Source organism: Nocardia sp. NPDC102475 (genome assembly GCF_055584605.1).
Genome location: NZ_JBVJLS010000025.1, coordinates 97,371 through 120,535 on the forward strand (window position 1 = coordinate 97,371; position 23,165 = coordinate 120,535).

Annotated in this window: 24 protein-coding genes; 15 read left to right on the plus strand and 9 right to left on the minus strand. The window is 65.3% G+C overall.

The window, feature by feature from the left end:
* Positions 1-53: 53 nt before the first annotated feature.
* The 3 genes from ACZ60G_RS34935 to ACZ60G_RS34945 all read right to left on the minus strand — a co-directional run bounded on the left by ACZ60G_RS34935 (position 54) and on the right by ACZ60G_RS34945 (position 1,878).
* Positions 54-698, minus strand: a complete 645-nt coding sequence (locus ACZ60G_RS34935) for an HAD family hydrolase (RefSeq protein ID WP_465815609.1) — start codon at positions 696-698, stop codon at positions 54-56.
* A complete protein-coding gene (locus ACZ60G_RS34940; protein ID WP_465815611.1) occupies positions 692-880 on the minus strand; it encodes a hypothetical protein in 189 nt (62 codons plus the stop codon). The genes ACZ60G_RS34935 and ACZ60G_RS34940 overlap by 7 nt, the downstream gene beginning before the upstream one ends.
* Positions 881-1,176: 296 nt before the next feature.
* Entirely contained in the window at positions 1,177-1,878 is a 702-nt protein-coding gene (locus ACZ60G_RS34945) for a class I SAM-dependent methyltransferase (RefSeq protein ID WP_465815613.1), read from the minus strand.
* A gap of 119 nt (positions 1,879-1,997) precedes the next feature.
* Between ACZ60G_RS34945 and ACZ60G_RS34950 the strand changes: the two genes are divergently transcribed.
* Both ACZ60G_RS34950 and ACZ60G_RS34955 read left to right on the plus strand, forming a co-directional pair.
* Positions 1,998-2,528 (plus strand): class IV adenylate cyclase, encoded by a 531-nt coding sequence (locus tag ACZ60G_RS34950; RefSeq protein WP_465815615.1) that lies wholly within the window; start codon positions 1,998-2,000, stop codon positions 2,526-2,528.
* Between the two features lie 90 nt (positions 2,529-2,618).
* The gene (locus tag ACZ60G_RS34955) at positions 2,619-4,169 is read left to right on the plus strand and encodes an AMP-binding protein (RefSeq protein ID WP_465815617.1); all 1,551 of its coding nucleotides are present in this window, start codon (positions 2,619-2,621) and stop codon (positions 4,167-4,169) included.
* Between the two features lie 69 nt (positions 4,170-4,238).
* On the opposite strand, the gene ACZ60G_RS34960 is transcribed toward ACZ60G_RS34955, so the two are convergent.
* The gene (locus tag ACZ60G_RS34960; protein ID WP_465815619.1) at positions 4,239-4,862 is read right to left on the minus strand and encodes a hypothetical protein; all 624 of its coding nucleotides are present in this window, start codon (positions 4,860-4,862) and stop codon (positions 4,239-4,241) included.
* A 246-nt stretch (positions 4,863-5,108) separates the two neighbouring features.
* On the opposite strand from ACZ60G_RS34960, the gene ACZ60G_RS34965 reads away from it, so the two are divergent.
* Positions 5,109-5,417: a hypothetical protein gene (locus ACZ60G_RS34965; RefSeq protein ID WP_465815621.1), complete on the plus strand. Its 309-nt coding sequence runs from the start codon at positions 5,109-5,111 to the stop codon at positions 5,415-5,417.
* Positions 5,418-5,565: 148 nt separating this feature from the next.
* On the opposite strand, the gene ACZ60G_RS34970 is transcribed toward ACZ60G_RS34965, so the two are convergent.
* Positions 5,566-6,456 (minus strand): alpha/beta fold hydrolase, encoded by an 891-nt coding sequence (locus ACZ60G_RS34970; protein WP_465815622.1) that lies wholly within the window; start codon positions 6,454-6,456, stop codon positions 5,566-5,568.
* A gap of 109 nt (positions 6,457-6,565) precedes the next feature.
* Between ACZ60G_RS34970 and ACZ60G_RS34975 the strand changes: the two genes are divergently transcribed.
* The 3 genes from ACZ60G_RS34975 (at position 6,566) to ACZ60G_RS34985 (ending at position 8,447) form a co-directional block, all read left to right on the plus strand.
* Positions 6,566-7,000 carry a universal stress protein gene (locus ACZ60G_RS34975; protein ID WP_465815624.1) on the plus strand — a complete coding sequence of 145 codons (435 nt, stop codon included), beginning with the start codon at positions 6,566-6,568 and terminating at the stop codon, positions 6,998-7,000.
* A 55-nt stretch (positions 7,001-7,055) separates the two neighbouring features.
* Positions 7,056-7,553 (plus strand): DoxX family protein, encoded by a 498-nt coding sequence (locus ACZ60G_RS34980; RefSeq protein ID WP_465815626.1) that lies wholly within the window; start codon positions 7,056-7,058, stop codon positions 7,551-7,553.
* Between the two features lie 66 nt (positions 7,554-7,619).
* Positions 7,620-8,447 (plus strand): GNAT family N-acetyltransferase, encoded by an 828-nt coding sequence (locus tag ACZ60G_RS34985; RefSeq protein WP_465815686.1) that lies wholly within the window; start codon positions 7,620-7,622, stop codon positions 8,445-8,447.
* Here the strand turns inward: ACZ60G_RS34985 and ACZ60G_RS34990 are convergent.
* The gene (locus ACZ60G_RS34990; RefSeq protein WP_465815628.1) at positions 8,444-9,694 is read right to left on the minus strand and encodes a KasA/KasB family beta-ketoacyl-ACP synthase; all 1,251 of its coding nucleotides are present in this window, start codon (positions 9,692-9,694) and stop codon (positions 8,444-8,446) included. The genes ACZ60G_RS34985 and ACZ60G_RS34990 overlap by 4 nt on opposite strands.
* A 453-nt stretch (positions 9,695-10,147) precedes the next feature.
* Here ACZ60G_RS34990 and ACZ60G_RS34995 point away from each other — a divergent pair, with 453 nt between their 5' ends.
* Positions 10,148-10,855, plus strand: a complete 708-nt coding sequence (locus ACZ60G_RS34995; protein ID WP_465815630.1) for a DUF8176 domain-containing protein — start codon at positions 10,148-10,150, stop codon at positions 10,853-10,855.
* A 9-nt stretch (positions 10,856-10,864) separates the two neighbouring features.
* Here the strand turns inward: ACZ60G_RS34995 and ACZ60G_RS35000 are convergent, their stop codons facing one another.
* The gene (locus ACZ60G_RS35000; RefSeq protein ID WP_465815632.1) at positions 10,865-11,587 is read right to left on the minus strand and encodes a uracil-DNA glycosylase; all 723 of its coding nucleotides are present in this window, start codon (positions 11,585-11,587) and stop codon (positions 10,865-10,867) included.
* Between the two features lie 19 nt (positions 11,588-11,606).
* Complete coding sequence (locus tag ACZ60G_RS35005; RefSeq protein ID WP_465815634.1) at positions 11,607-12,896, minus strand: M20 metallopeptidase family protein; 1,290 nt, start codon at positions 12,894-12,896, stop codon at positions 11,607-11,609.
* 242 nt (positions 12,897-13,138) lie between these two features.
* On the opposite strand from ACZ60G_RS35005, the gene ACZ60G_RS35010 reads away from it, so the two are divergent.
* The 7 genes from ACZ60G_RS35010 (at position 13,139) to ACZ60G_RS35040 (ending at position 21,300) form a co-directional block, all read left to right on the plus strand.
* Entirely contained in the window at positions 13,139-13,582 is a 444-nt protein-coding gene (locus ACZ60G_RS35010; protein ID WP_063036734.1) for a GyrI-like domain-containing protein, read from the plus strand.
* Complete coding sequence (locus ACZ60G_RS35015; protein WP_354959785.1) at positions 13,579-14,013, plus strand: effector binding domain-containing protein; 435 nt, start codon at positions 13,579-13,581, stop codon at positions 14,011-14,013. The genes ACZ60G_RS35010 and ACZ60G_RS35015 overlap by 4 nt, the downstream gene beginning before the upstream one ends.
* 256 nt (positions 14,014-14,269) lie before the next feature.
* Positions 14,270-15,034, plus strand: a complete 765-nt coding sequence (locus ACZ60G_RS35020; RefSeq protein WP_465815636.1) for a hypothetical protein — start codon at positions 14,270-14,272, stop codon at positions 15,032-15,034.
* A complete protein-coding gene (locus ACZ60G_RS35025; protein WP_465815638.1) occupies positions 15,031-17,178 on the plus strand; it encodes an Rv1355c family protein in 2,148 nt (715 codons plus the stop codon). Before ACZ60G_RS35020 ends, ACZ60G_RS35025 begins: the two co-directional genes overlap by 4 nt.
* Positions 17,179-17,245: 67 nt before the next feature.
* Complete coding sequence (locus ACZ60G_RS35030; RefSeq protein ID WP_051182549.1) at positions 17,246-19,063, plus strand: putative bifunctional diguanylate cyclase/phosphodiesterase; 1,818 nt, start codon at positions 17,246-17,248, stop codon at positions 19,061-19,063.
* A 127-nt stretch (positions 19,064-19,190) separates the two neighbouring features.
* Positions 19,191-20,318, plus strand: a complete 1,128-nt coding sequence (locus ACZ60G_RS35035) for a glycosyltransferase (RefSeq protein WP_465815640.1) — start codon at positions 19,191-19,193, stop codon at positions 20,316-20,318.
* A 103-nt stretch (positions 20,319-20,421) separates the two neighbouring features.
* Entirely contained in the window at positions 20,422-21,300 is an 879-nt protein-coding gene (locus ACZ60G_RS35040) for an SDR family oxidoreductase (RefSeq protein ID WP_465815642.1), read from the plus strand.
* On the opposite strand, the gene soxR is transcribed toward ACZ60G_RS35040, so the two are convergent.
* A complete protein-coding gene (soxR, locus tag ACZ60G_RS35045; RefSeq protein ID WP_040695381.1) occupies positions 21,269-21,754 on the minus strand; it encodes a redox-sensitive transcriptional activator SoxR in 486 nt (161 codons plus the stop codon). The genes ACZ60G_RS35040 and soxR overlap by 32 nt on opposite strands.
* 109 nt (positions 21,755-21,863) lie before the next feature.
* Between soxR and arcA the strand changes: the two genes are divergently transcribed.
* Positions 21,864-23,162 carry an arginine deiminase gene (gene arcA, locus ACZ60G_RS35050; protein ID WP_465815644.1) on the plus strand — a complete coding sequence of 433 codons (1,299 nt, stop codon included), beginning with the start codon at positions 21,864-21,866 and terminating at the stop codon, positions 23,160-23,162.
* Positions 23,163-23,165 lie beyond the last annotated feature (3 nt).

The following is a 23,165-nucleotide window of genomic DNA, read 5'->3' on the forward strand; positions in this document are numbered from 1 at the left end:
GAGTGCTCGTGTAGAGCACTCGCCTTTTTGATTTTGTGACGACTCGCAGGGAGCTACGCGGCGACAGTAGCGATGCGGAGGTGATCCTCGATGTCGGCGGGTGAGCCGGTGTAGTGGAGAGTGCGGAGACCGAGGTGAGCGGCGGCTCGGCAGTTGTCAGCGCGGTCGTCGACGAACAGGACGCGGCCGGGATCGCGAACTCCGGTCGCGGCGAGTGCGTTTCGGTAGGTGTCGGGGTGGGGTTTGTTCATGCCGAGCCGGGCCGAGTAGAGGGCGTCGGTCATCAGCGTGCGCCAATCGGAGGCGTCGAGGGCATCGCTGACCGGATGAGGTGCGTTGGAGAGCAGCACCATCGGCAGATCTGCCCGCCGGGCATGGTGCAGGAGTGCGACGACGCGGTCGTCGGTCCGGGTCCACATCGCGGTGTCGACGGCACGTAACCGGGTGAGCAGCTCCGGGTCCGGGCGATGGCCGACCACGGTGGTCCAGAAGTCCGCGTCGTCGAACTCGCCGGAATCGTAGGGTTCGCGGGCGCTCCAGAAGGCAGTTTGGAAAAGCCCGAGCTGGTCTGCGTGCCATCCGGCGAGTTCGGCGAGCCTGCTCCACCTGGGAACAGTGGGTTGCAGGCCGATGACGCCGTTGTAGTCGAAGATGACCGCGTCGAGTTCCACGGGCTGGTGAGGTAGTGCAGTTACCACCGGTTCTCCAAGGCTTGATGGGACGGGACAGCCACGCCCGCGACGAGCGGGGCGGGCAGCATGAGGAGGGCGGTGTCGTCGCGGTGCGATGAGAAAGCTCGATCGGTGCCGCCGACGACTTCGCCGTCGAGAATGGCCGCGAAATCGGCTGCGTGGATATGACGATTCCCGCCTCCTTCCATGACGGAAGAGGCGCACAAACTGTGGATCGAAGGAAGGTTTCGCGAATCGAAGGCTGGAGGTGATGCGCGACGCTGCGCGAACAAGCCGAAACCTACCAAGGGGTACGGCGAGGTACCACTCGGAACGGGTCTTGGTGATCCGCTCCACAAAGTGCCGTCCGAAGGTCTCACCGGCGTCGCAGCCGAGATCACCGGCAGCCGTATGTCGATTCGCTCGGCGCGGGAGAAGCGCTGCTGCTCATGGATTTACGCTGTCCTGATGGGCCACGATCAGCGCCAGCCGGCTTTGTGGAGGATCAGCCCAGCCGGGCACACAGCAGCCAGGCGGGTACCGACTTGCGGCCGCTGGGTTCGTCGCGGATGCCCTCGAACCGGAACCTCGGGCCGTCGGTCGGGCCGAAGTCGCCGACGGGCAGGTTGCCATGGATTCGTGCCGGCCTGATCTCATCGATCACCCAGTACTTCTCCACTGCCTCGCGAAGCTCGTCGGCGGTGACCGGCGCCGGCCCCGGCACGGGTACTTCGGGCAGGGCGGTCCGGTCGAAGACCAGCGCGAAATACGACGCGCCCGGCGCGGCGGCGCGCACGATCGACTGCTGGTAGCCCGCCCGCGACTCGACCGGGATCGAGTGGAACAGCGTGCTGTCGACGATCGTGTCGAAGCGACCGTCGTAGCCGGTGAAGGAGGTGATGTCGGCGACCTCGAAGGAGGCGTTGGCCAGGCCGCGCCTGGTCGCCTCGGCGCGGGCCAGCTCGATCGCGGTCGGCGACAGATCCAGTCCCACGGTGGTGTAGCCCCGCTCGGCCAGATACAGCGAGATCGCCGCCTCCCCGCATCCCACATCGAGGACATCTCCATGGAATTTGCCCTGCTCGATCAGCGTGGCGAGTTCCGGCTGAGGTTCCCCGATACTCCACGGCGGTTTGACGCCCGGCCCGAACGGGCCACCCGTGCCTCGGTAGACGGCTTCGAACTCGAAATCATCCGGCCCAGTCATAGCACATGAGTATCAGTGACCTCGGTGTATGTCAACGTCGTCGGTGGCCGAATATCACAGGCTCACGCCGGCTGCGCCGGATAACGTCAACTCATCGACCGACGCGAGAAGGAGACCCGTTGCCCATTGAGCACGAAGCCAAAGTACTCGATATCGATCCCGACACCATTGAGCAGCGCATCCTGGACAAAGGGGGCCGAAAGCTCGGCGAGCAACTCATGCGACGCTACGTCTACGACATCACGCCCGGCATCGACAGCAAGTGGATCAGGCTGCGCGACAACGGGAATGAAACCACGCTGGCCGTCAAGGAGATAACCAGCGACGCCATCGACGGCACCCACGAACTCGAGGTGACCGTCGACGACTTCGCCACCACCAACGCCCTGCTCGAAATGCTGGGCTTCACCGCGAAGTCCTACCAGGAAAACAAGCGGACAAGCTTCACACTCGATGGCGCGCAACTCGAGATCGACAGCTGGCCCCAGATTCCGCCGTACCTGGAGATCGAGGCGGCTACGAAGGGGGACGTGATCCGCGCCGCCGAACTGCTCGGCTATACCGAATCCGACCTCACCGGTGAGAACACGATCAAGATCTACGCGCGCCACGGCATCGACCTCGATACCGTTCGCGAACTTCGTTTCTGAGCAGGTCGTCCATCACCTGCGCTGTCGAGTTCATCGGCGTACCAGCGCATGAGCCCCGCTCACCAACTTCGTACCTGACAGAATGCGCTCATGAACGATGCGTCCTCGGCTGCTCCGACGATTGCCTGCGGTGCACGGGTGCGCGCCCAGTCCGAGGCGCATCACCGCGCAGGATGTCTCGCGTCGGCATTCGTTTCGAATGGGATTGCGCGCGGTGATCGTGTCGCGGTGATGTTGCGGAACGACATCGAATTTCTCGAAGTCTCTCTTGCGATTGCTGCCTGTGGGGCCAATCCCGTTCCTATCAATACGGGCTGGCGGGCCGCCGAGGTTGCGCATGTCCTCGAAGACAGCGGTGCTCGCGTCGTTCTCGCGCATACCGAGTTCATCGGCACCATAGAGAAGGCTTGTGAGACAGCCGGGGTGGGGCCGATGATTGTCGAGGTCGCTATGCCGACTGAACTGCTCGAGGAAGCTGGGCTCAACTCGGCGTCGGCGCAGCCCACTGGTCGGCACCGCACTGTTGAGCAGTGGATCCGGGATCATCCTGAACCGCTCGGTTATCTCGATGGTGCGATTGCGGATTCGATGGGGCTCATCTATACATCGGGCACCACGGGAACGCCGAAAGGTGTTCTCCGCGAACGTATGGCGCCGCATCAGCTGTTGTCCATCGCGGGTGGTACGGCGAAGCGGATGGGATTGGCCCCGGGTGGGCAGATGTTGGTGGCTGGGCCGCTGTATCACACCAGTCCCAATGCGGTGGCGGTGTTGGCGCTGCGGATGGGGACCAACATTACGATCATGCCGCGGTGGGATCCGGAGCGATTTCTGCAGCTTGTCGAGGAGCGTCGGATTACGCAGGCCAAGGTGGTGCCGACGATGCTGTCGCGGCTGTTGTCGTTGCCTGCCGAAATCGCTTGTCGCTACGACGTTTCCAGTCTGACGCACCTCATCCATTCCGCGGCGCCGTGCCCGCCCGCTGTCAAACGCGCCGCGATCGAGTGGTTCGGTGATGCTGTGATCGAGTTCTATGGCTGCACCGAGGCGGGCACCGTTACCTGGATCGGCGCCGCGGAATGGCTCGAACATCCGGGGAGCGTCGGTCGTGGTGCCGACGGTTCCGATGTCGTTGTCGCTACCGAGGACGGAAAACCGTTGCCGCCGAACGAGATCGGGAATGTGTTCGTTCGTGGTGCCGACTACTGGCCCGATTTCCGCTACCTCAACCGCGACGCACAAGCGACCAGCCCCGTCCCCGGCTTCCTCAACGTCGGTGACACCGGGTTCCTCGACGACGACGGCTACCTCTACCTCACCGGGCGCTCCAGCGAGATCATCATCTCGGGAGGCGTCAATATCTACCCTGCCGAAATCGAGGCTGCTATCGCTGCTCTCGCCGGGGTAGCGGACGTCGCCGTATTCGGCGTCCCGCATGCGGGCGATTTGGGGGAAGCGGTCGCGGCGCATGTCGTTGCGCGATCCGGGGCGACGCTTACCGAGAGTGGAATTCGTGCGGGCCTCGCCGACCGGATTGCTCGCTACAAGATTCCGGCCCACGTGCGTGTGGTCGCGGCTTTGCCTCGGGATGAATCGGGCAAAGTGTACAAACGCGAACTCCGGGCGCTCTACGGAGCTTGACGCCCAGGGTAACGGTGTAGCGCCGACGGCTCCCGACCGGTCAACCCGTCGGGAGCCGCGGCCGTGCGTTTACACCAATTCGGGGACGCGGAGGTGGGCGATGGCCAACTCGCACTCGCACATGTCGACTACCTGCATACCGGCTTGGCGGGTGATTCGCTCGCGCAGGGCGGTTGCGTCTTCGCGGTTGCGTTCCATGGCGTCGGCGGTATCGAAGGTGACGCAGGAGACGCCACGGCCGGATGCGCGCTCGACCAGGAGGCTCGCGCTGCAGAACCCTTCGAGGGATTCCATTTCGGGTAGGGCTTGGGATTTGTAGGTCTCGATCGCAGCGTCCTGTCGATCCGGGTTCGTCTTGATCCAGACAACGCGGGCGCAGGCGCCCTGCTGTGCGCGGTGGTCACGATGTAGGGCGGCGATTTCCCATTGCTCGATCTGGGTGCCGCCGCCGCCGAATGCCGCGGCCGCGCGATCTCGAATGGGGCGAACCCGGTCGGCGCTGCCGGTCATCGCATCCTCGGATTCCCATGAGCTAGTGACGATGCACCGGCCGGACTGGCGATCGACCAGCAACGATAGTCCGACATAGCCGCGTATGTCTTCCAAAGCCGGCATTACCTCGTCACGTACGTGCGCAATCCCGGCGTCGATAGCGGAGGGTTGCGCCTGAATAGTGGTAGAACGTGCGTACACGAGCGACTCCCTCGGTGTGCAGGGCAGCGCCCCGGTGGCGCCACCGACATGTTCACACTGCCCCGCTGCGGCGCTCATGGCAATAGGCTCAGCACACTTCGCGCAACATATATTCATGGCCAGAGACCACCGCTGCGGCTTCAGGAGTTTGCGGTAGCCGGATGCGGGGTACTTCCGGCGCTGAACGAGTTCCAGGCAATCGGCGGCCGTGGCAGTCAGTGAACCTGTCCGGCAAGAGGAATTATTATGCGGGACAAGCAGTTCGACCACATCACCGCGCATCGACAGCCCGAGAGCGATGAATGGTACAGCGACACAGCCGCTTTCGCTGAGATCGCGGATAACCTGGTTCGAAGTCTGCTCGATACCGGACTGCAGCTCAACAAGATCGGTATCGAATTCGACAGGGAGCCGGCATCCGCGCAGGCGGATCGGACTCGAGATGCGATCAGCGACATCATCGACGACCTCGACCGCATCATCCGGGATGCCGGTCGGGCCGTTATCGCGGTGACTTCGACGCTGCCGAGGACGGGTGTATCGCGGTACAGATGAACAACGCCGCATTCCAGGTAGCACCGCCTGGGTGTGCGCGACCGGTCCGAGCACATCGAGCTGGACCAGCCGTTCCACCGTCGCGGTCGGCAGCTCGGCCAACGGTCGCATTATCCAGGCATGGGCGCGGAAGCCGCAGTGGCATGGGCTACTTCGTATCTGCCGCGAGTTCGATCAGGCGGGCGCGGACGAGTTCGGGGCGTTCGTCGGCGACGAAATGTCCACAGCCGGTTACCGGTTCGAAGGTGTAGTCGTCGGCGCCACGGGCGGTCTCGGGGGCGGCGAGGGAGCGATGGACAGCGGGGTCATTCACGCCGAAGAGGACGCGGATCGGGATGGTGATTCGGCGGCGTTCGGGATGACGTGCGGCATCCGGGATTTCGCGCAGCCAGAAGGTGCGGTAGGTGTCGGTGGCGGCGCGGGCGCAGACCGGATCGCGGAATCGGTCGGCGAAGATGCGGATCACCTCGGGACTGACCGTGCCGCGGTCGGTGATCGCCCCTCTGATGAGCCATTCGAGGAAGCGGGTGCGCTGCTGCAGCGGCACGCCCACCGTGGCGACCAGCGGCTGGTAGGTGAGGAAGCGCCAGAGCTGTCGCATGACCGTCGTCGGCGGTACCCACGGATGGGCCATATTCAGCACCAGGTAGCCGTCGAAGCGGTCGGGTTCGCGCAGCACCATGCGATAGCCGATGTAGCCGCCCCAGTCGTGGCCGACGAGCAGGGCGCGTTCCAGGCCGAGCGCATCGAGGAGTGCAAACACATCGGAGGCGACTTCCTCCTTCGACCACCGGTGCGGCGCGGGACCCGACCAGCCGTATCCGGGCAGATCGGGGGCGATGATCCGGAGTCCCTCGGGCGGGTCGGCGAGGAGATCTCGGTAGGCGTAGTGGTGCTGTGGCCAACCGTGCAGCAGCACGACCGGGCGACCGTCCTCGGGTCCGGATTCGGTGACGTGGAACCGGACATCGCGAGCTGTCACGAACGAACGGCGCACACCGGGTATGACTGGCGGTTCGGTACCGTCGGTAACAGGCATACGCTCACGATAGTTCGCCGACCGTCTGCCGAACCACCATCTGGAGTCGGATTCGGCCACCGCCTGTGGTCGGATAGCGCGTCGCGGAACCGACGATCACACTGGAGGTGTGTTCCAGCGGATCGTGGTGGGATACGACGACTCGCCCGGCGCCAGGGAAGCTCTGCGGATGGCACTCGAGTTGGCCGCCGCGAATAAGTCCGTGCTCACCGTGGTCGCGGTGGAGGAGCATCGGCCGCACTATGGACCGGTGATCGGGGAAATCGAGGAGGAGTTCTCGATCGAGGAGGTGGCCAGCCGCCGCTGGCTCGCCGCGGCTGCCGAGACGGCCGCCGAGCGCGGCATAGCCATTGCAGCCGAAATCCGAGCCGGGCACCCCGCGCATGAACTCGCCGTCGCCGCCACACACCATGAGGCGGATCTGCTGGTCCTGGGCCGCAGTGGTCATTCGGCGATCTGGGGTCGATTCATCGGAGCGACCGCCGAGAAGGCCGCCCGGCACGCCGACTGCTCGGTCCTCATTGCTCAGGACGGCCACAAGTGAATCTAATGTGTTTGGCGCGCAATGTATTACGGTCTTACGGGCGGAGGCTCAGCGTATGTCCCAGCTCAGCACCTGGTCGACTCGACTGGCCGCGACGAACGCACCCGCGTCGATTGTCCTGATCCGCCTGTTCGTCGGCGTGATCTTCCTATCCGAAGGCATCCAGAAGTTCGTCTATCCCGATACCCTCGGCGTCGGCCGATTCGACAAGGTCGGCATCCCGGCTCCCGGATTCGTCGCACCGCTCGACGGTGTCTTCGAAACCGCCTGCGGCGGCCTGATCCTCGTCGGGCTGCTGACACGGGCTGCGGCGGTCCCGATGGTCGTCGACATGATCGGTGCGCTGCTGATCACCAAACTGCCGCTGCTCTGGGGCGATGCGGCACTGTTCCCGGGCAAGTCCGGATGGTGGGCCTTGCTGCACGAGTCCCGCACCGATCTCGCGCAACTGTGTGGGAGCGCATTCCTGCTCATCGTCGGTGCCGGAACACTTTCCTTGGACGCCGAGCTCGTCCGGGTCAACGAGCGACACGCCGAATCCGCCCGGCGGTAAAACCAGGTGAATCCGGTGCTATCGACAAGGTAGGAATGCCTCATGCCGACTGAATTCGCCCCGGGTTTGTTCGCCGGGCAGGACCTCGCCGCGCGGGTCGAGCGCGCCGAACGCACGCTGATCGAGGAGGGCGCTCGCGCGGCCGCCCGCCGCGACCCACAGCAGCGAGTGCTGGTGCGCCCCATCGGCGGCGGCCTCGCGGTGTGGGCTGGCCCGGGTTCACCGCTCGACAAGGTGGTCGGCATCGGCATGAACGGCGCTGCCTTCGATGAAGCCGAGCTGGACGCGATCGAACAAGCCTTCGCCGAGCGGGACGCGCCGGTTCAGATCGAGGTCTGCACGCTGGCCGATCCGGCCGTCGTCGAACGTCTGACGCGCCGCGGCTACGTGCTGTTCGGATTCGAGAACGTGCTGGGCCTGCGGCTCGAGCCGGGGCGGCAGGCGCAGTTGGCCGAGGGCATCGAGATCCGCTATGTCGGGCACGACGAATTCGAGACCTGGGTGAACGTCGTCGTCGACGGCTTCGCCACGCCGGACACCCAGGGCGTCGCCTCGCACGAGGAATTCCCGCGCGAGGCCATCGAACGCGCCGAGCGGGACCTCACCGCGACGAGCGGTTTCGTCGGTTCGCTCGCCATGATCGACGGTAAGCCCGTCGGCGGCGCGAGCCTGCGCCTCAGCGACGGTGTAGCCCAATTATGCGGTGCGGCAACCCTTCCCGAATTCCGGCGCCGCGGCGTGCAGGGCGCACTGCTGTCGATGCGCCTCGCCGCCGCGGCGGCCGCCGGTTGCGACCTCGCGGTGGTTACGACACTGCCGGGTTCGAAGTCGCAGCAGAACGTGCAGAAGCTCGGTTTCCAGCTGCTCTACCCGCGTGCCATTCTCGTCCGCTAGTACCGGCCGAAGGCGAGCGCGACATTGTGCCCGCCGAAACCGAACGAGTTGTTGATCGCGTACTCGATCTCCTGGTTGCGCGTCTCGCCGTGCACAACATCCAGATCGATTTCGGGATCGAGGTTGTCCAGGTTCAGGGTCGGCGGCACGACGCCGTCGCGGATGCTGAGCACGGTCAGAATCGATTCCAGTGCACCCACCGCGCCGATCGAATGTCCCAGTGCCGACTTCGGCGCGTACACCGAAGCGTGGTTGCCCACGGCCTTGTTGATCGCGTTCGCCTCGGCGGTGTCACCGATGGGGGTCGCGGTCGCGTGCGCGTTGATGTGGGTGATGTCCTTCGGGGTGAGACCGGCGAGCTGCATGGCCCGGGTCATCGCGCGCGCCGCGCCATCGCCATCGGGGGCGGGAGCGACCAAATGGTAACCGTCGGAAGTGATTCCGGCACCGAGCAGGCGCGCGTGGATGGTCGCGCCACGAGCCTTGGCGTGCTCCTCGGTCTCGAGGACCATCAGCGCACCGGCCTCACCGAAGACGAAACCGTCGCGATCCTTGTCGAACGGACGCGAGGCGCCCTTCGGGTCGTCGTTGCGGGTACTCATCGCGCGCATCATGGTGAAGGCCGCGATCGGGAGTACATCGATATATCCCTCGACGCCGCCGGTGACGACCATATCGGCGTCACCCATCGCGATCATGCGCCACGCGTTGACAATTGCTTCCGACCCGGACGAGCACGCCGAGACCGGCGTGACCACGCCTGCCTTGGCCTTCAATTCGAGACCGACGACCGCCGACGGGCCATTCGGCATGATCATCTGCACGGCCAGTGGCGAAATCTTGCGATAGCCACCGTTCTTCAGCTTGCTGTTCGCATCGGTGATCGCATCGGCGCCGCCGAGGCCGGTGCCGATGGCCACACCGAGCCGCTCGGGATCCACCTCCGGACTGCCCGCATTGCGCCACACCTCGCGTCCGAGAACCGTCGCGAGCTGTTCGACATAAGCCATCCGGCGCTGTTCGACCCGCGTCAGCAGGGTTTCGGGGCGCACCTTCAGGTGACCGCCGATGCGGACGGGGAGGTCGTACTCCTCGACGAAGGGATCCTCCAGCACGTCGATTCCGCTCTCGCCGTTCAGGAGTCCCTTCCAGGTCGCGTCGACATCACCCGCGATGGAGGTGGTCGCCGCGAGACTCGTCACGACGACATTCGGGAATCGCCCGTCGGCAGCAAAGAGGTTTCGCACGAGAGTCGCTCCTGGTTTCTCTTCCGATAACGCGGTTTTCGGTGTCCTGGCGAGTGCCTTAGCTGAAGTGGACAGGCGTTCGACAGGCTACGGCGGCCGGACCTCGTTGTCGTGCGGCATCGTCGCAGGCGTTCTACTATGCCGCCGCATGCACCGAAATGCACTGCTGAGCTGGTATTTTCGCTGGACATCGTTCCCGGAAGAGCATACCGGCGCGGATTGATCACGGTATGCCCGTCGTTACGAACCTTCGGCCCGGCGCTTGTGGGAAACCTCCAAAGTCGCAGGAACCGCGCTCAACCGCGGGCCGTTCGGGCGTAGTGTGCTGGTCCATTGACCGGTTCTCTCCGGCCCATTCTGTCGCCTTACCGTCGCATCTATGCAATCTTGTTATTGCACAACGGCATTGAAAGGGTCGCCCCAGCGGCACCGGTGAAGGGGTGTGGCGAGATCATGGTGTCGTCGAACACAGCCGAGTCCGGCGGCAATACCGCCGCGCAGAGTTCACCCACCCCGCCGGCTGCCATCCCCCGGCACGTCAGCAGCCGCAGGAGTCGCTCTGCCGATCCGCTGTGGCCGGGCATGCTCCCGCCCGGACCCGCACCACGTGTCCTCCCGCCGACGCGCCCACATCGCCGGAAGCGGCGTCCGCCGCGGCGGCCCTGGCTGGTCGGCAGTGCCGCGATCTTCGGGACGCTGGCGGCGGTGGCATTGGTGCTCGTGTACACGGCCGAGGCGAGCAATACCCGGCAGTCGACGGCCACGATCACCGATCGGGTCCTCGGCGGCGGACCGAACTGCGAGCCGACGCGCACCGAACAGCTGGTGCGTGGCAACGGAACCGGGTCGACCGAATCCGGGCCGGATGTGATCCTGGCCTTCCAATATGCCTACTACGTGACCCGCTCGGCCTCGGATGCCCGGGCGCTGACCACAGCGGATGCGGCGGTGTCCTCGGTCGCATTGATCGACGCGGGCATCAAATCGATTCCGTCCGGCACCCAGCACTGCGTCATGATCACCCCGATGCTCGACGGTCGCTTCGACGTTGTCATCACCGAGTTCCGACTAGATGCGACGGTGCGCACCTATCGACAGTTCGTCACCGTCGCGCCCCACGAGGGCATTACCGTCATTACCAAGATCACCGCGCCGTCTTGAGTCTTCCGCTCAGCTCCGGTGGCCGGGAAGACCCGCAGCGGTCGCCGCAGCGGCCAGCACTGCTTCGAGCATGTCGGGAGTGAGCCGACCGGTGAAGGTGTTCTGCTGGCTGACGTGATAGCAGCCGAATAGGTGCAGCGGTGCACGATCATCGACGGTCGGCGGCAGCACAACGTGAGCGCCGTGCCCGAATTCGGGTCGCGGACGCGGCACGGTCCAGCCGGAGGCGGCAAGTACCGGAAGCAGTGCCTGCCAGCCGAACGCGCCGAGTATGACCACCGCCCGCAATGTCGGTGTGAGCAGGCCCAATTCGGTCTTCAGCCAGTGACTGCAGCGGTCCCGCTCGTCGGGTGTCGGCTTATTGTCGGGCGGCGCGCAGTGCACCGGCGCGGTGACCCGAGCGCCGATCAGCCGCAGTCCGTCATCGCGGTGCACCGCCGTAGGTTGATTGGTCAGCCCGACGTTGTACATGGCGGCGTAGAGGAAATCGCCGCTGCGGTCGCCGGTGAACATTCGCCCGGTCCTGTTGCCGCCGTGGGCGGCCGGGGCGAGCCCGACGATCAGCAGCCGAGCATCGTCCGGACCGTACCCGGGAACCGCCCTGCCCCAATATGTTTCGTCACGATACGCGGCGCGCTTTTCCCTGGCCGCCCGTTCCCGCCAGGCGACCAGCCGCGGGCAGGCGAAGCAATCCGCGACCGCGGCGTCGAGTTCGGCGATGTTCTCGCACACGATCACATGGTGCCGTAGGTCATTTCGGCGCGAGCAGGCCGGTCAGATGGTCATGGGCGACATGCGCGTGCAACCGCACACCGGTGACCAATGGGCCGTCGTCGGCATAGAAGTGCGGATTGTGATTCATCGCCATACCGCGGCCACCCGGAATCGGCACTGGCATACCCGTCTTCGGGTCGATTTCCGAATCCTGCACACCGAGGGTCACATAGAGACCACCGTACTTGTTGACGAATTCGGAGACATCGTCATAGCCGAGCGTCGGGATCGTCGGGGTGACCTTATCGGCCCCGGCGACGCGCTGGAATGTCGGCAGCGCGGCGGTGATCCACGCCTCGGTGTTGTGCACGGCGGGCACGTCCTGCAGGTATTCGACTGTCGCCGAACAGTTGTAGGCCTGCGCCGAATGCGCGGCGAGGGTGTCCAGGCGCTTCTGGATATCGCCCATATCGGTCTCGACCGCGCAGCGGATGGTGCCCCATAGCGTCACGGTCTGCCCGATGATATTGAACCGGCCCACATCCTCCACGTGGCCGATGCTGACGGTGCACGGATCGAATGCGCTGACCTGCCGGTACAACTGGCCGATGCCGGTGATGACGGCGCCCGCGGCGGGCATCGGGTCCACGCCCATCCACGGTGTGGACCCGTGCACCTGCTGTCCGGTGATGGTGATCTTCGCCAGACAGGAGGCGCCGAACTGATTGCCGATCCGATATCCGATGTAGCCCTTGGGATATGGCGTGACATGGAAGCCGAACGCCATGGTCGGCGATGGATCGTCGAGTGCGCCTTCATCGATCATCTGCTTCGCGCCGCCCTTTTCGTCGACCGGCGGCCCCTCCTCGGCGGGTTGGAAGACGAAGAGCACCGTTCCAGGCAGGCGGTCGCGCACGTCGGCCAGTACCGAGGCGGCACCCATCAGCATCGCGGTGTGGCAGTCGTGGCCGCAGGCGTGCGAGACCGGGAACGGTCCACCGGGATAGTCGTTGTCCACGACCTGCGATGCGAAATCGACACCGCACAGGTCGGGTACCGGCAGTGCGTCGATGTCGGCGCGCAGTGCGATCGTCCGGTCGCCGCCCATGCCGCCGTGCAGCACGCCGACGATGCCGTGTCCGGCGATGCCGGTGCGCACCTCGTCCAGATTCAGCGAGCGCAGATGATCGGCGACGAGTGCGGCGGTATTCGACTCCCGGTTGGACAGCTCGGGATGCTGGTGCAGATGGTGCCGCCACTTGACGACCTGATCGGCCACTTGCGCCGCGCGCCTGTCCAATTCGTCATAGATCGCGCCTGCAGTCATCTGAACTCCGTTCGTCGTGTCGGGATGCCACACGCTCAGCGAATAGACGAAGCGATCATGTCCACTATGCATCGATAGCCACTGGTTTGCGTACAGGTCACACGACCAGTTCGAGGCGGCGGTGAGGTGTGCGTAACGACCCGGACATGTGAGCCGGACCACGCGGTCGAGTTGATAGCATGGCCTTTCTGGCCGACCGGATGCGGGCAACGCCCCCGGGTTCACCTCGAAAGAGTCTTTCCATGCAGTTTGAAATCGTCGAGCGAGACGAGACGTGGGTTGCCGGGCTCCCGGTGCGCAGCCCGAAACGTGCGCTCGGGGAACTGCGGGACCACGACCTCGAGGCCGCGTGGGCCGCGGTACTGCATCAGGAACTCGGCGGCCAACTGGCCAGTGCCTACACCGACTACTCCGGTGAACTCGGCACCTACAACACTCAGATCGTCGGCTATGAGTGCGCATCCTTCGGCGAGGTCACCCGCGGCCACCTGGTGGCGCGGCTACCGCGCGGCACCTATGCCAGGTTCTCCTCGGTCGGTAACTTTCCGCAGGTGATGACGGACCTGTGGACACAGATCGCCTATGCCGAGGAACACAACCAGATAAAACGCACCTACACCGGCGATTTCGAGTGTTATCCGCACGCCTACAAGATCGATCTCTACCTGGCGGTCGAGGCGCGATGACATACGCGATCGTGGTGCGCCGCGAGGCCATCTACGGCGGTCTGGTGGTGCCGCGGGTACGTCCGAGCTTCAAGGTCAGCAATAGCGACCTGATCGAATTCCTCAAGGATCGGCTGCGTGACCGCGCGGGCGCGGACCAGCCGATGTACACGGTGTACGTGCCGGATCCGGCCGGAAACTACAACGCCGTCGTGTGTTTCGAGTACTCCGATCCGAGTGCGGTTCCGGTCGGTGACGTACTGGTCAAGGTGCCCAAGGGTGTCTACGCTCGGTTCGAGCCGAACGGGGATTACCACGATCCGGTCGAGGATGTGTGGGCCCAGGTCGACGATGCGACGGCATCCGCCGAGATCACCCGTGCGTACCGGGAGGAAATCGAGATCTGGCGTGGGCCGGAGTCGGTCGAACTGTTCATCTCCATCCTGGTTTGAGATTGCCGCACATTAGCTGCGTCAGTACCGACTGGTCTCCACGATCTATTCGATGGCATGTTCGAGTGGTCTGACCTGCGGTAATTTCGGGACGGACAATTAGTTTTCGGAAGATTAACCAGATATCTGGTCAATTCTTGTCGTATGACGGATACTGCCCTAGGCAAACTCAACCGATCGGCGAGTCGTCTGGCGAGTCGGTCAGGCCGGCTCGATGACCGTGCAGATGTGCGGTAGCAAACGGAGTAGGAACACCATGACTGTCGAAACAATCGCAGTCGGCCCGGGGGGCACGCGCGATGCCGAGGTGTTGCGGTTTCGCGACATGCATTCCGGATATGTCTTCCATGTCGCCACTCCGCAGGCTCATCCCGATCTGTGGCGCCGTTATCTGCGCGGTGCGCTGCAGGTTTACCGGCATTACGGCGTTGATCACGCTTTGGAATACGACAGCGTTGTCGACGGTCGTTCGACGTCGTTGTTCTTCGCCGCCGTGGATCCATCGGGCGCGGTCGTCGCGGGATTGCGGGCGCAGGGGTCCTACGGTGCGGCCGACGAAGTGCACGCACTGCGCGCCTGGGCCGGTCGACCCGGTGCCGCCGAGTTGCGCGCGATGGTTGCCGATCGGATACCAGAAGGTGTGGTCGAGGTGAAAGCGGTCTGGGTCTCCCGAGCGGCCGAGCATCGCGCCGCGCTCGCGGCAGCGATCTCCCGCTGTGTCGTGCACGCCGCCCGGCTGCTCGATGCCAGGTTCGGTTTCGTCACCACTGCCACGCGAAATATCGGTCTGTACCGCTCGAGCGGTGGGTATGTCGCCGATCGGATACCGGCGGTGCCCTATCCTGACGACCGCTATCGGACCATTCCGATGTGGTGGGATGCCCGGACATATCGGTCATTAGCCACCAAATTGCAGAGTTCGTTGACTGCGCTGGAGCGTGCGGCACTCGATGCCTGGCTGTCGCCGCATGGTCGAGCGCCCTCGGGTGGATCAGGGATCGGAGGATTGGCGCAGGCATGAACGGTGAGCTTACCGCGGACCACCGCCCGCTGATTCTCGATGAAAATGCCGCAGACGACGCACGGATCCTCGTGCAATTGCGGAAATCGCCGCAGGTCCGCATTCTCGACCTGCGTGATGTGCTGCGTGCCGAACTCGCCAAGGTGCGTCGGCCGCCTGCGGATCTCGGCGGGCCGGAAACGGACCGATGGGTCTACTACCCGTGGCGGCGCACGCTCGTCGGATTGCCCGGGGAAAAGACATTTCGGGCAATTCGCTTGGACCGCAACCAGAACAAGCTCACCCGCGTCGAACAGGAACGTTGCGCCGGTCTCGCGATCGGGGTGGTCGGACAGAGCGTCGGGCACGCGGTCGCTTACACATTGGCACTGGAAGGCACCTGTGGCTTATTGCGCCTGGCCGATTTCGACGACATCGAGCTGTCGAATCTGAATCGGGTGCCCGGCGGGATCTTCGATATCGGTGTGAACAAATCCATCGTGACCGCGCGCCGGATCGCCGAACTCGATCCATACCTACCGGTCGAGGTCGCCACCGCGGGCGTGGACGAGGACACCGTCGACGCATTCCTGCACGGGTTGTCGCTGGTCGTCGAGGAATGCGATTCGCTCGATATCAAGTTCGCCGTGCGGGAAGGTGCACGCCGACACCGCCTTCCGGTGCTGATGGATACCAGCGATCGCGGCCTGCTCGATGTCGAGCGCTATGACCTGGAACCGCACCGTCCGACGTTCCACGGTTTGCTCGGCGCGACCGTAGGCGCGGATCTGCGCGGGTTGTCCACCAAAGACAAGGCGCCGCACGTCATGCGGATTCTCGACCCGAAGGAGCTATCCGCGCGGATGGCCGCGAGTCTGGTCGAGATCGACGAAACCGTGACGACCTGGCCGCAACTCGGCGGTGATGTACAGCTGGGCGCGGCCATCGTAGCGGCGGCGGTGCGCCGGGTCGGGCTCGGACAGAAGCTGTCCTCGGGCCGGACCCGGTTCGATCTGGAGCGTGGTCTCGACGAGCTGGCCGAACCGGAGCCGGTGTGCGAGAAGGTGTCCGACGAATTTCCGGTGCCCGAAGGCGGTGTACCGGATCCGGACGGGTCTGCCGTCGAGAAGGTCCTCGAATCCGCGCAGCGGGCGCCGTCGGGCGGCAATACCCAACCGTGGTACCTGCGCGTCGATGGCGACGAGCTACGCATCGATCTCGTCCGTACCCGCTCGTCGGCACTGGATATCGGCTATCGCGCCAGCGCGGTAGCGATCGGCGCGGCGCTCTACAACGCCCGCGCCGCGGCCGCCGCGCACGGCATACTCGGCGCGCACGAGTTCATCGAGAACAACTCCACCCCATTTTCCGCGGTGCTACATCTCGGCAACGGCACCGATTCCGCACTGGCCGCGGACTATCCGGCCACGCTGACCCGCGAGACGAACCGAAACCTCGGCGCGGGCGCGCCACTGGCCGATCATGTCCTGCCTGCCCTGGACGCGGCCGCCACCGATGCGGCGCTGCATGCCATCACCGCACCCGATGAGCTCGCCGCTGCGGCCGCGCTGCTCGGCGAATCCGATCGCATTCGCTATCTGACCCCGCGCCTGCATCAGGAGATGTTCGGCGAACTGCGCTGGCCCGGCGAGGATCCGCGCACCGGGATCGATATCCGGAGTATGGAATTGGCCGCCGACGAGCAGGCCAAAATCCGGATCGGGGAGCGCTCGGATGTGATGGATCGGCTGCGCGAATGGTCCGGTGGGACCGCGCTCGGCGAGTACAGCCGCGATCGCGTGCTGTCGAGTTCGGCGCTGGTCGCGATAACTTTTCCGCGTCGATCCGGAGCAGAGTCGGTATCACTTGCCGACTACGCCCGCGGCGGCGCGGCCGTGCAGCAGGTCTGGATCGCGGCGCAACGGCTCGGTCTTGCGGTGCAACCGGTCTCGCCCTTGTTCCTTTATGCGCGGCACCCCGACGAGCTGAAAGGGATTTCACCGGATTTCGCGGATACACTTACGACACTTCAGGGCCGTTTCCTGGACCTGCTGGGAGTGCCTGGGCATGAGATCATGGCATTGGTGCTTCGCCTGAGCTATGCGGCAGCAGCCACGGTCCGCAGCAGGCGGCTTCCAGTGCCGGGCGCGGGCAACCGCAGCTAGCGCGATCGGAGATAGGGTGCCTCGGCGAACGCTCGACTCATTGGTGACCCAGGTCGCCTCCGAGTTGATGGGCGTCGACGCCACAACGATGGTGGCGGCGAGTGAACGCGTGCTGGCCAGGCTGGTCGAGCATTTCGATGTCGACTTCAGCTACCTACGCCATACCGATAGAGAGCAGCGGGCGACCGTGCTCATAGCGGAGTGGCCGCACCGTGGTGATATACCGGATCCGGACCCGCTGAAGATCGTGCATTTCGAGCACGCCGACTCGGTATTCCGGGAATTGGAACACGCCACCGAGCCGATCATTGTGCGGCCGTCCCAGCAATCCGCCGATTATCAGGAGACGATCCGGCGTTCGTCGGGTATTCCGCAGGTCGCGATGGCCGCGGTGCCGCTGTTGTCGCGCGGCGAGTCGACCGGCGTGCTGGGATTCATCAAACAGGGCGATCGCGACTGGAGCACCCGGGAACTGAACGTGCTCAAGGCGATCGCCGCACTCTTCGCCCAGTTGCAGGCGCGCGTGGTGGCCGAGGAACGATTGCGATATATCGCCCTGCACGACGATCTGACCGGGTTGGCGAACCGGCGGGCGCTGCTCGAGCATATGGAGGAGCGGCTCAGACAGGGCAGTCCCGGCCCGGTAGCCGCCTTCTTCCTCGATCTCGACCGGCTCAAAGCGCTCAACGATTTTCTCGGACATACCGCGGGGGACAACTTCATTCGCACGCTCTCCTCGCGACTGCGGGAGAATCTCGATCCCAATGACATGATCGCCCGACTCGGCGGCGACGAATTCGTCATCGTGCCGGCCAAACCGATGGATGCGGTGGCGGCCGAATTGGAGGCGACCCGGATTCAGCAGCTTATCGGACGGCGGGTGACCGTCGGCGGGGAATCGGTCAGCCGCGGCGCCAGCGTCGGTGTCGCGGTGGGTATTCCGGGGGAGACCACGGTCGCGGATGTGCTGCGCCGGGCCGATCACGCGCTGCTGTCGGCGAAATCGGGCGGCGGCAACGGTGTCGCGGTCTTCACCGACGCCATGCGCGCGCAGTTCGAACTGCAGGACGATGTGGAGCTGAATCTGCGCGGCGCGGTCTCGGACGGCTCGCTGCTGCTGCACTATCAGCCCGAGGTCGATCTGCGCACCGGCCGCGTGGTGGCGCTAGAGGCGCTGGTGCGCTGGTTGCATCCGACACGGGGGCTGCTGCCGCCCGGTGCGTTCGTCACCGTTGCCGAGGCCACCAATCTCGCGGGTGAGCTTGGGCGCTGGGTGATCCGCTCGGCCTGTGCGCAATTCGCCGAATGGCGCAGGCGGGGGCTGGCGGCGAATGTGGTGATGCGGATCAATGTTTCGCCGGTTCAGCTGGTCAGCCTGGATTTCGTGGAGCGGATCGAGGATATTCTGCGGCTGTTCGGGATCGATGGCAGTTCGGTCTGCCTGGAGATCACCGAACATGTCGTCGTGCAGGATCTGGCGCGCACCCAGGTCACGCTGCGCGGACTCAAGCGAATGGGCGTGCAGATCGCCATCGACGATTTCGGCACCGGATACAGCTCGCTCTCGCATCTGAAGGCGCTTCCGGTCGACGCGGTGAAGATCGACCGTGGCTTCGTGCAGCGCCTCGGCGCGAGCACCGACGATCTGGCGATCGTGAAATCCATTATCGGGTTGGCCGGGTCGTTCGGGCTCGGCGTCGTCGGGGAAGGCGTCGAGACGCCGGTGGCCGCGCGGACCCTGGTCGGGCTGGGTTGCTATCGGGCGCAGGGGTTTCTGATCGCGCGGCCGATGCCCGCCGATGAGGTAGAGGCGCATCTGGCCGTCGGGCGCATCCCGCTGGATCTCGATCTGCCCAGGGCGGGCCGGGGTACCACGCGCGCGTAACCGGCATCGGTCTTGCGTGTCGGACTGCTGCGCCGTCGCACCCGTTAGCAGGGTCTTTCACGGGTGTTCATGCTGTGTTGGGCGCACCGGTTCCGGGGCGAACCCGATTCGCTGCACGATCGGCGATGTGCGCATCGTGCAGCTGGCGAACTTCTACGGTCCGCGGTCGGGTGGGCTGCGCACCGCTTTGCACCACCTGGGCGAAGGGTATGTGGCCGCCGGGCACGAGGTGGTGCTGATCGTGCCCGGACCGCGCCGGGCCGAGGAGATCCTGCCGACCGGTGCGGTGCGGATCACTTTGCCCGCATTGGCGATTCCAGGGACCGGCGGTTATCGAGCGGCGGATCCGCGCCGGGTGGCCGATGTGCTGGCCGGGTTGCGGCCGGACGTACTCGAGGTTTCGGATCGGCTGACGCTGCGGGGATTCGGACGCTGGGCGCGCACCCGCGACGTGGCGAGCGTAATGATCTCGCACGAGCGCCTGGACCGACTACTCGGCCAGGTCATGCCCGGCCCGGTGGCGCGCCGATGCGCCGATTTCGCCAATCGGCGCACCGCGGACGACTACGACATCGTGGTCTGCACAACGGAATTCGCGCGCGCCGAGTTCCTGCGCATCGACGCGCCCAATGTCGAACTGGTGCCGCTCGGGGTGGATCTCGAACTTTTCAGCCCGCGTCGCCGCGACTACCGCCTGCGCGCCGATCTCGGCGTGCCGGGACATCCGCTGCTTGTGCACTGCGGCAGATTGTCGGTGGAGAAGCGGGCGGATCGCAGCATCGAAGCCATCGGCGCACTGCGCAAGGCGGGGATCGAGGCCCGGCTGGTCGTGGCGGGGGAGGGACCGCGGCGCGAAGCCCTGGAGCGTCGGGCCCGTTCTTTGCCGCCGCTGACCGGTGGTCTGCCTGCGGTGCACTTCACCGGATTCATCACCGACCGGGCAATGGTGGCGAAACTACTGGCCACCGCCGATGTTTCGCTGGCACCGGGACCGCATGAGACCTTCGGACTCGCCGCACTGGAGGCATTGGCCGCAGGTACGCCGGTCGTCGCCAGCCGATCCTCGGCGCTCGCCGATATCGTCACCGCCGAATGCGGCGCGGTCGCCGCCGATCGCCCATCCGCCTTCGCCCAGGCCGTCACCGATGTGCTCGCGATGCCCACCGCCGGGCGTCGGAAGGCGGCACGCAGCCGGGCTGAGCAGTTCACCTGGCCGCGGGCAGTGGCCGGGATGTTGGAGGTGCTCGGGCGATAGCCTGCCGTCCCGATTCGAACGCCGCGACCCGCTTCGGCCGTATGAACGTCGGAACGTGACCGTTGCCGCGTACCCTGCGTGCAACCGATTGGGGATATTCGAGATGGGATCCGGTGTGCTTGGCTTTGGGCGCAGGAAGACAGTGCGGGATGCGAAGGTGCTGGTCACCGGGGCGGCGAGCGGGATAGGCCGGGCGACCGCCTTGGCGTGCGCGGCCGGCGGGGCCGAACTGGTGCTGACCGATATCAATGCCGAGGGCCTCGAGGATACGGTTCGCACCATCAAGGAGGCGGGCGGCACCGTACTCACCGCGCGTGCCCTGGATATCACCGACTACGACGCGGTCACCGCCTTCGCCACCGACGTGCACGCCGAATTCGGCAGCGTCGATATCGTCATGAATATCGCGGGCACCTCCACCTGGGGCACCGTCGAGAACCTCGAGCACCGGCATTGGCGCAAGATGGTGGATGTCAACCTGATGGGCCCCATCCATGTGATCGAGAACTTCGTGCCGCCGATGGTCCGGGCGAAACGCGGTGGGGCACTGGTGAATGTCTCCTCGGCGGCCGGAATCCTCGCGCTGCCGTGGCATGCCGCCTACAGCGCGGGCAAATTCGGCATCCGCGGCGTTTCCGAGGTGCTGCGATTCGACTTACGGCACCACGACATTTCGGTGCATCTGGTTGTGCCCGGCGCGGTGAACACACCGCTGGTGCAGAGCGTCGAGCTGGTCGGCGTGGACAGGGAAGACCCGAAGATAAAGCGACTCACCACCGCGTTCACCAAGCATGCCGCATCGCCGGAACATGTTGCGGCGGCGATCCTGCGCGGTATCGAGCGCAATCGGTTCCTCGTCTACACCTCCTTCGATATCCGCTTCGGCTATTGGTGGGCGCGCAAATTCGCCTACCCCTACGAATTCGTGATTCGCCGCACCAGCGATCGGTTCAACAGGCTGCTGGCTTCGATGGGCAGTTGAGCGTCACATCGAGCACGCGGGCGCCCGGCCCCTGTTCGCCGAGGCGGTCGTGTTCGTTGACCAGTCGGCAGCTGCCGAGCGACAGGCAGCCGCAGCCGATGCAGCCGGTCAGGTTGTCGCGCAGGCGAGTCAGCTGGGTGATGCGGTCGTCGAGGTCGGCCTGCCACGCGGTGGACAGGGTCTCCCAGTCGCGCCGGGTCGGGGTGCGGCCTTCTGGGAGCTTGTCCAGTGCGGCGCGGATTTCGCTCAACGGAATGCCGACCCGCTGGGAGATGCGGATGAAGGCGACGCGACGCAGCGTTTCGCGCGCGTATCTGCGTTGATTTCCACTCGTGCGACGACTCGAAATGAGACCCTCGCGTTCGTAGAAGTGCAACGCGGAGACCGCTACTCCGCTACGCTCGGACAGCTGCCCGGGGGTCAGCTCCTTCGCTCGCCAATCGGTTGTCGACATCACGCTCCTCCATTCACCTAAACAATACTTCAGGTTAGGGTGTGCTGGGGTCGGAATCGGAGACACCCAATTGCGTGCTCTTACGCCCTCGGCGAACTACGGTCGGAGCATGGGAGCAGACGCGGTGCGGGCGGGGCACGATGGCGGTGCGGACGATGAGTTGGACGGTGTCGGCGATCCGGACGGTCGGCTGGCGGTCAGCTCGGAGGTCGGGACCCTGCGCACGGTGCTGCTGCACCGGCCAGGCGACGAATTGCGGCGGCTGACCCCGCGCAATAACGATCAATTGCTCTTCGACGGCATTCCCTGGGTCGAGCGGGCACAGCAGGAGCACGACATCTTCTCCGGGGTGTTGCGCGAACGCGGCGTCGAGGTGCTGCTGCTCGCCGATCTGCTCGCCGAAACCCTCTCGGTCAGCGGCGCGGCCCGCATCCAGGGCATCTCCGGCGCGGTCGACGCACGCAAACTCGGGCATATGCTGGCCGACGAGCTCGCCGCGTTCCTGCGTGGCGTCCGGGCCAGGGATCTGGCCAACATCCTGATGGCCGGGATGACCTTCGACGAACTGCCCTTCGAGGGCGACAACACCTCGCTGGTGCGGCGCATGCACCACGGTGCGGATTTCGTCATCGATCCGCTGCCGAATCTGCTGTTCACCAGGGATTCGTCATTCTGGGTCGGCCCAAGGGTGGCGATCACCTCACTCGCCCTGCCCGCCCGGATGCGTGAGACCTCGCTGACCGACCTCATCTACGCATTTCATCCGCGCTTCCTCGGCGTGCGGCGGGCCTACGAATCACATACCGCGCCGATCGAGGGCGGTGATGTGCTGTTGCTCGCGCCCGGCGTGGTCGCGGTCGGGGTCGGCGAGCGCACCTCGCCCGCGGGCGCGGAAGCGTTGGCGCGCAGTCTGTTCGATGACGATCTGGCCCACACGGTGCTGGTCGTCCCGATCGCCCAGAGTCGCGCGACCATGCACCTGGACACGGTGTGCACCATGGTCGACACCGATGCCGTCGTGATGTATCCGGCGGTCCGGGATTCGCTGTGCGCGTTTACGATTCATCGCGAGGACGATTACGGCGGACGCAACGACCAGGCGAGGGTGAGCATGCGCGGTCCCGATCCGTTCCTGCCCGCGGCCGCGGATGCGATGGGCATCGGCAAGCTGCGGGTCATCGATACCGGGCTCGATGTGGTCACCGCCGAACGCGAGCAGTGGGACGACGGCAACAACACGCTGGCGCTCGCGCCCGGTGTGGTTGTCGCGTACGAGCGCAACGATATGACCAATGCGCGGCTCGAAGATGCGGGCATCGAGGTGCTACGCATCCCGGGCTCCGAATTGGGTTCCGGCCGTGGCGGACCGCGGTGCATGTCCTGCCCGGTGTCCCGAGATGATGTGTGACCG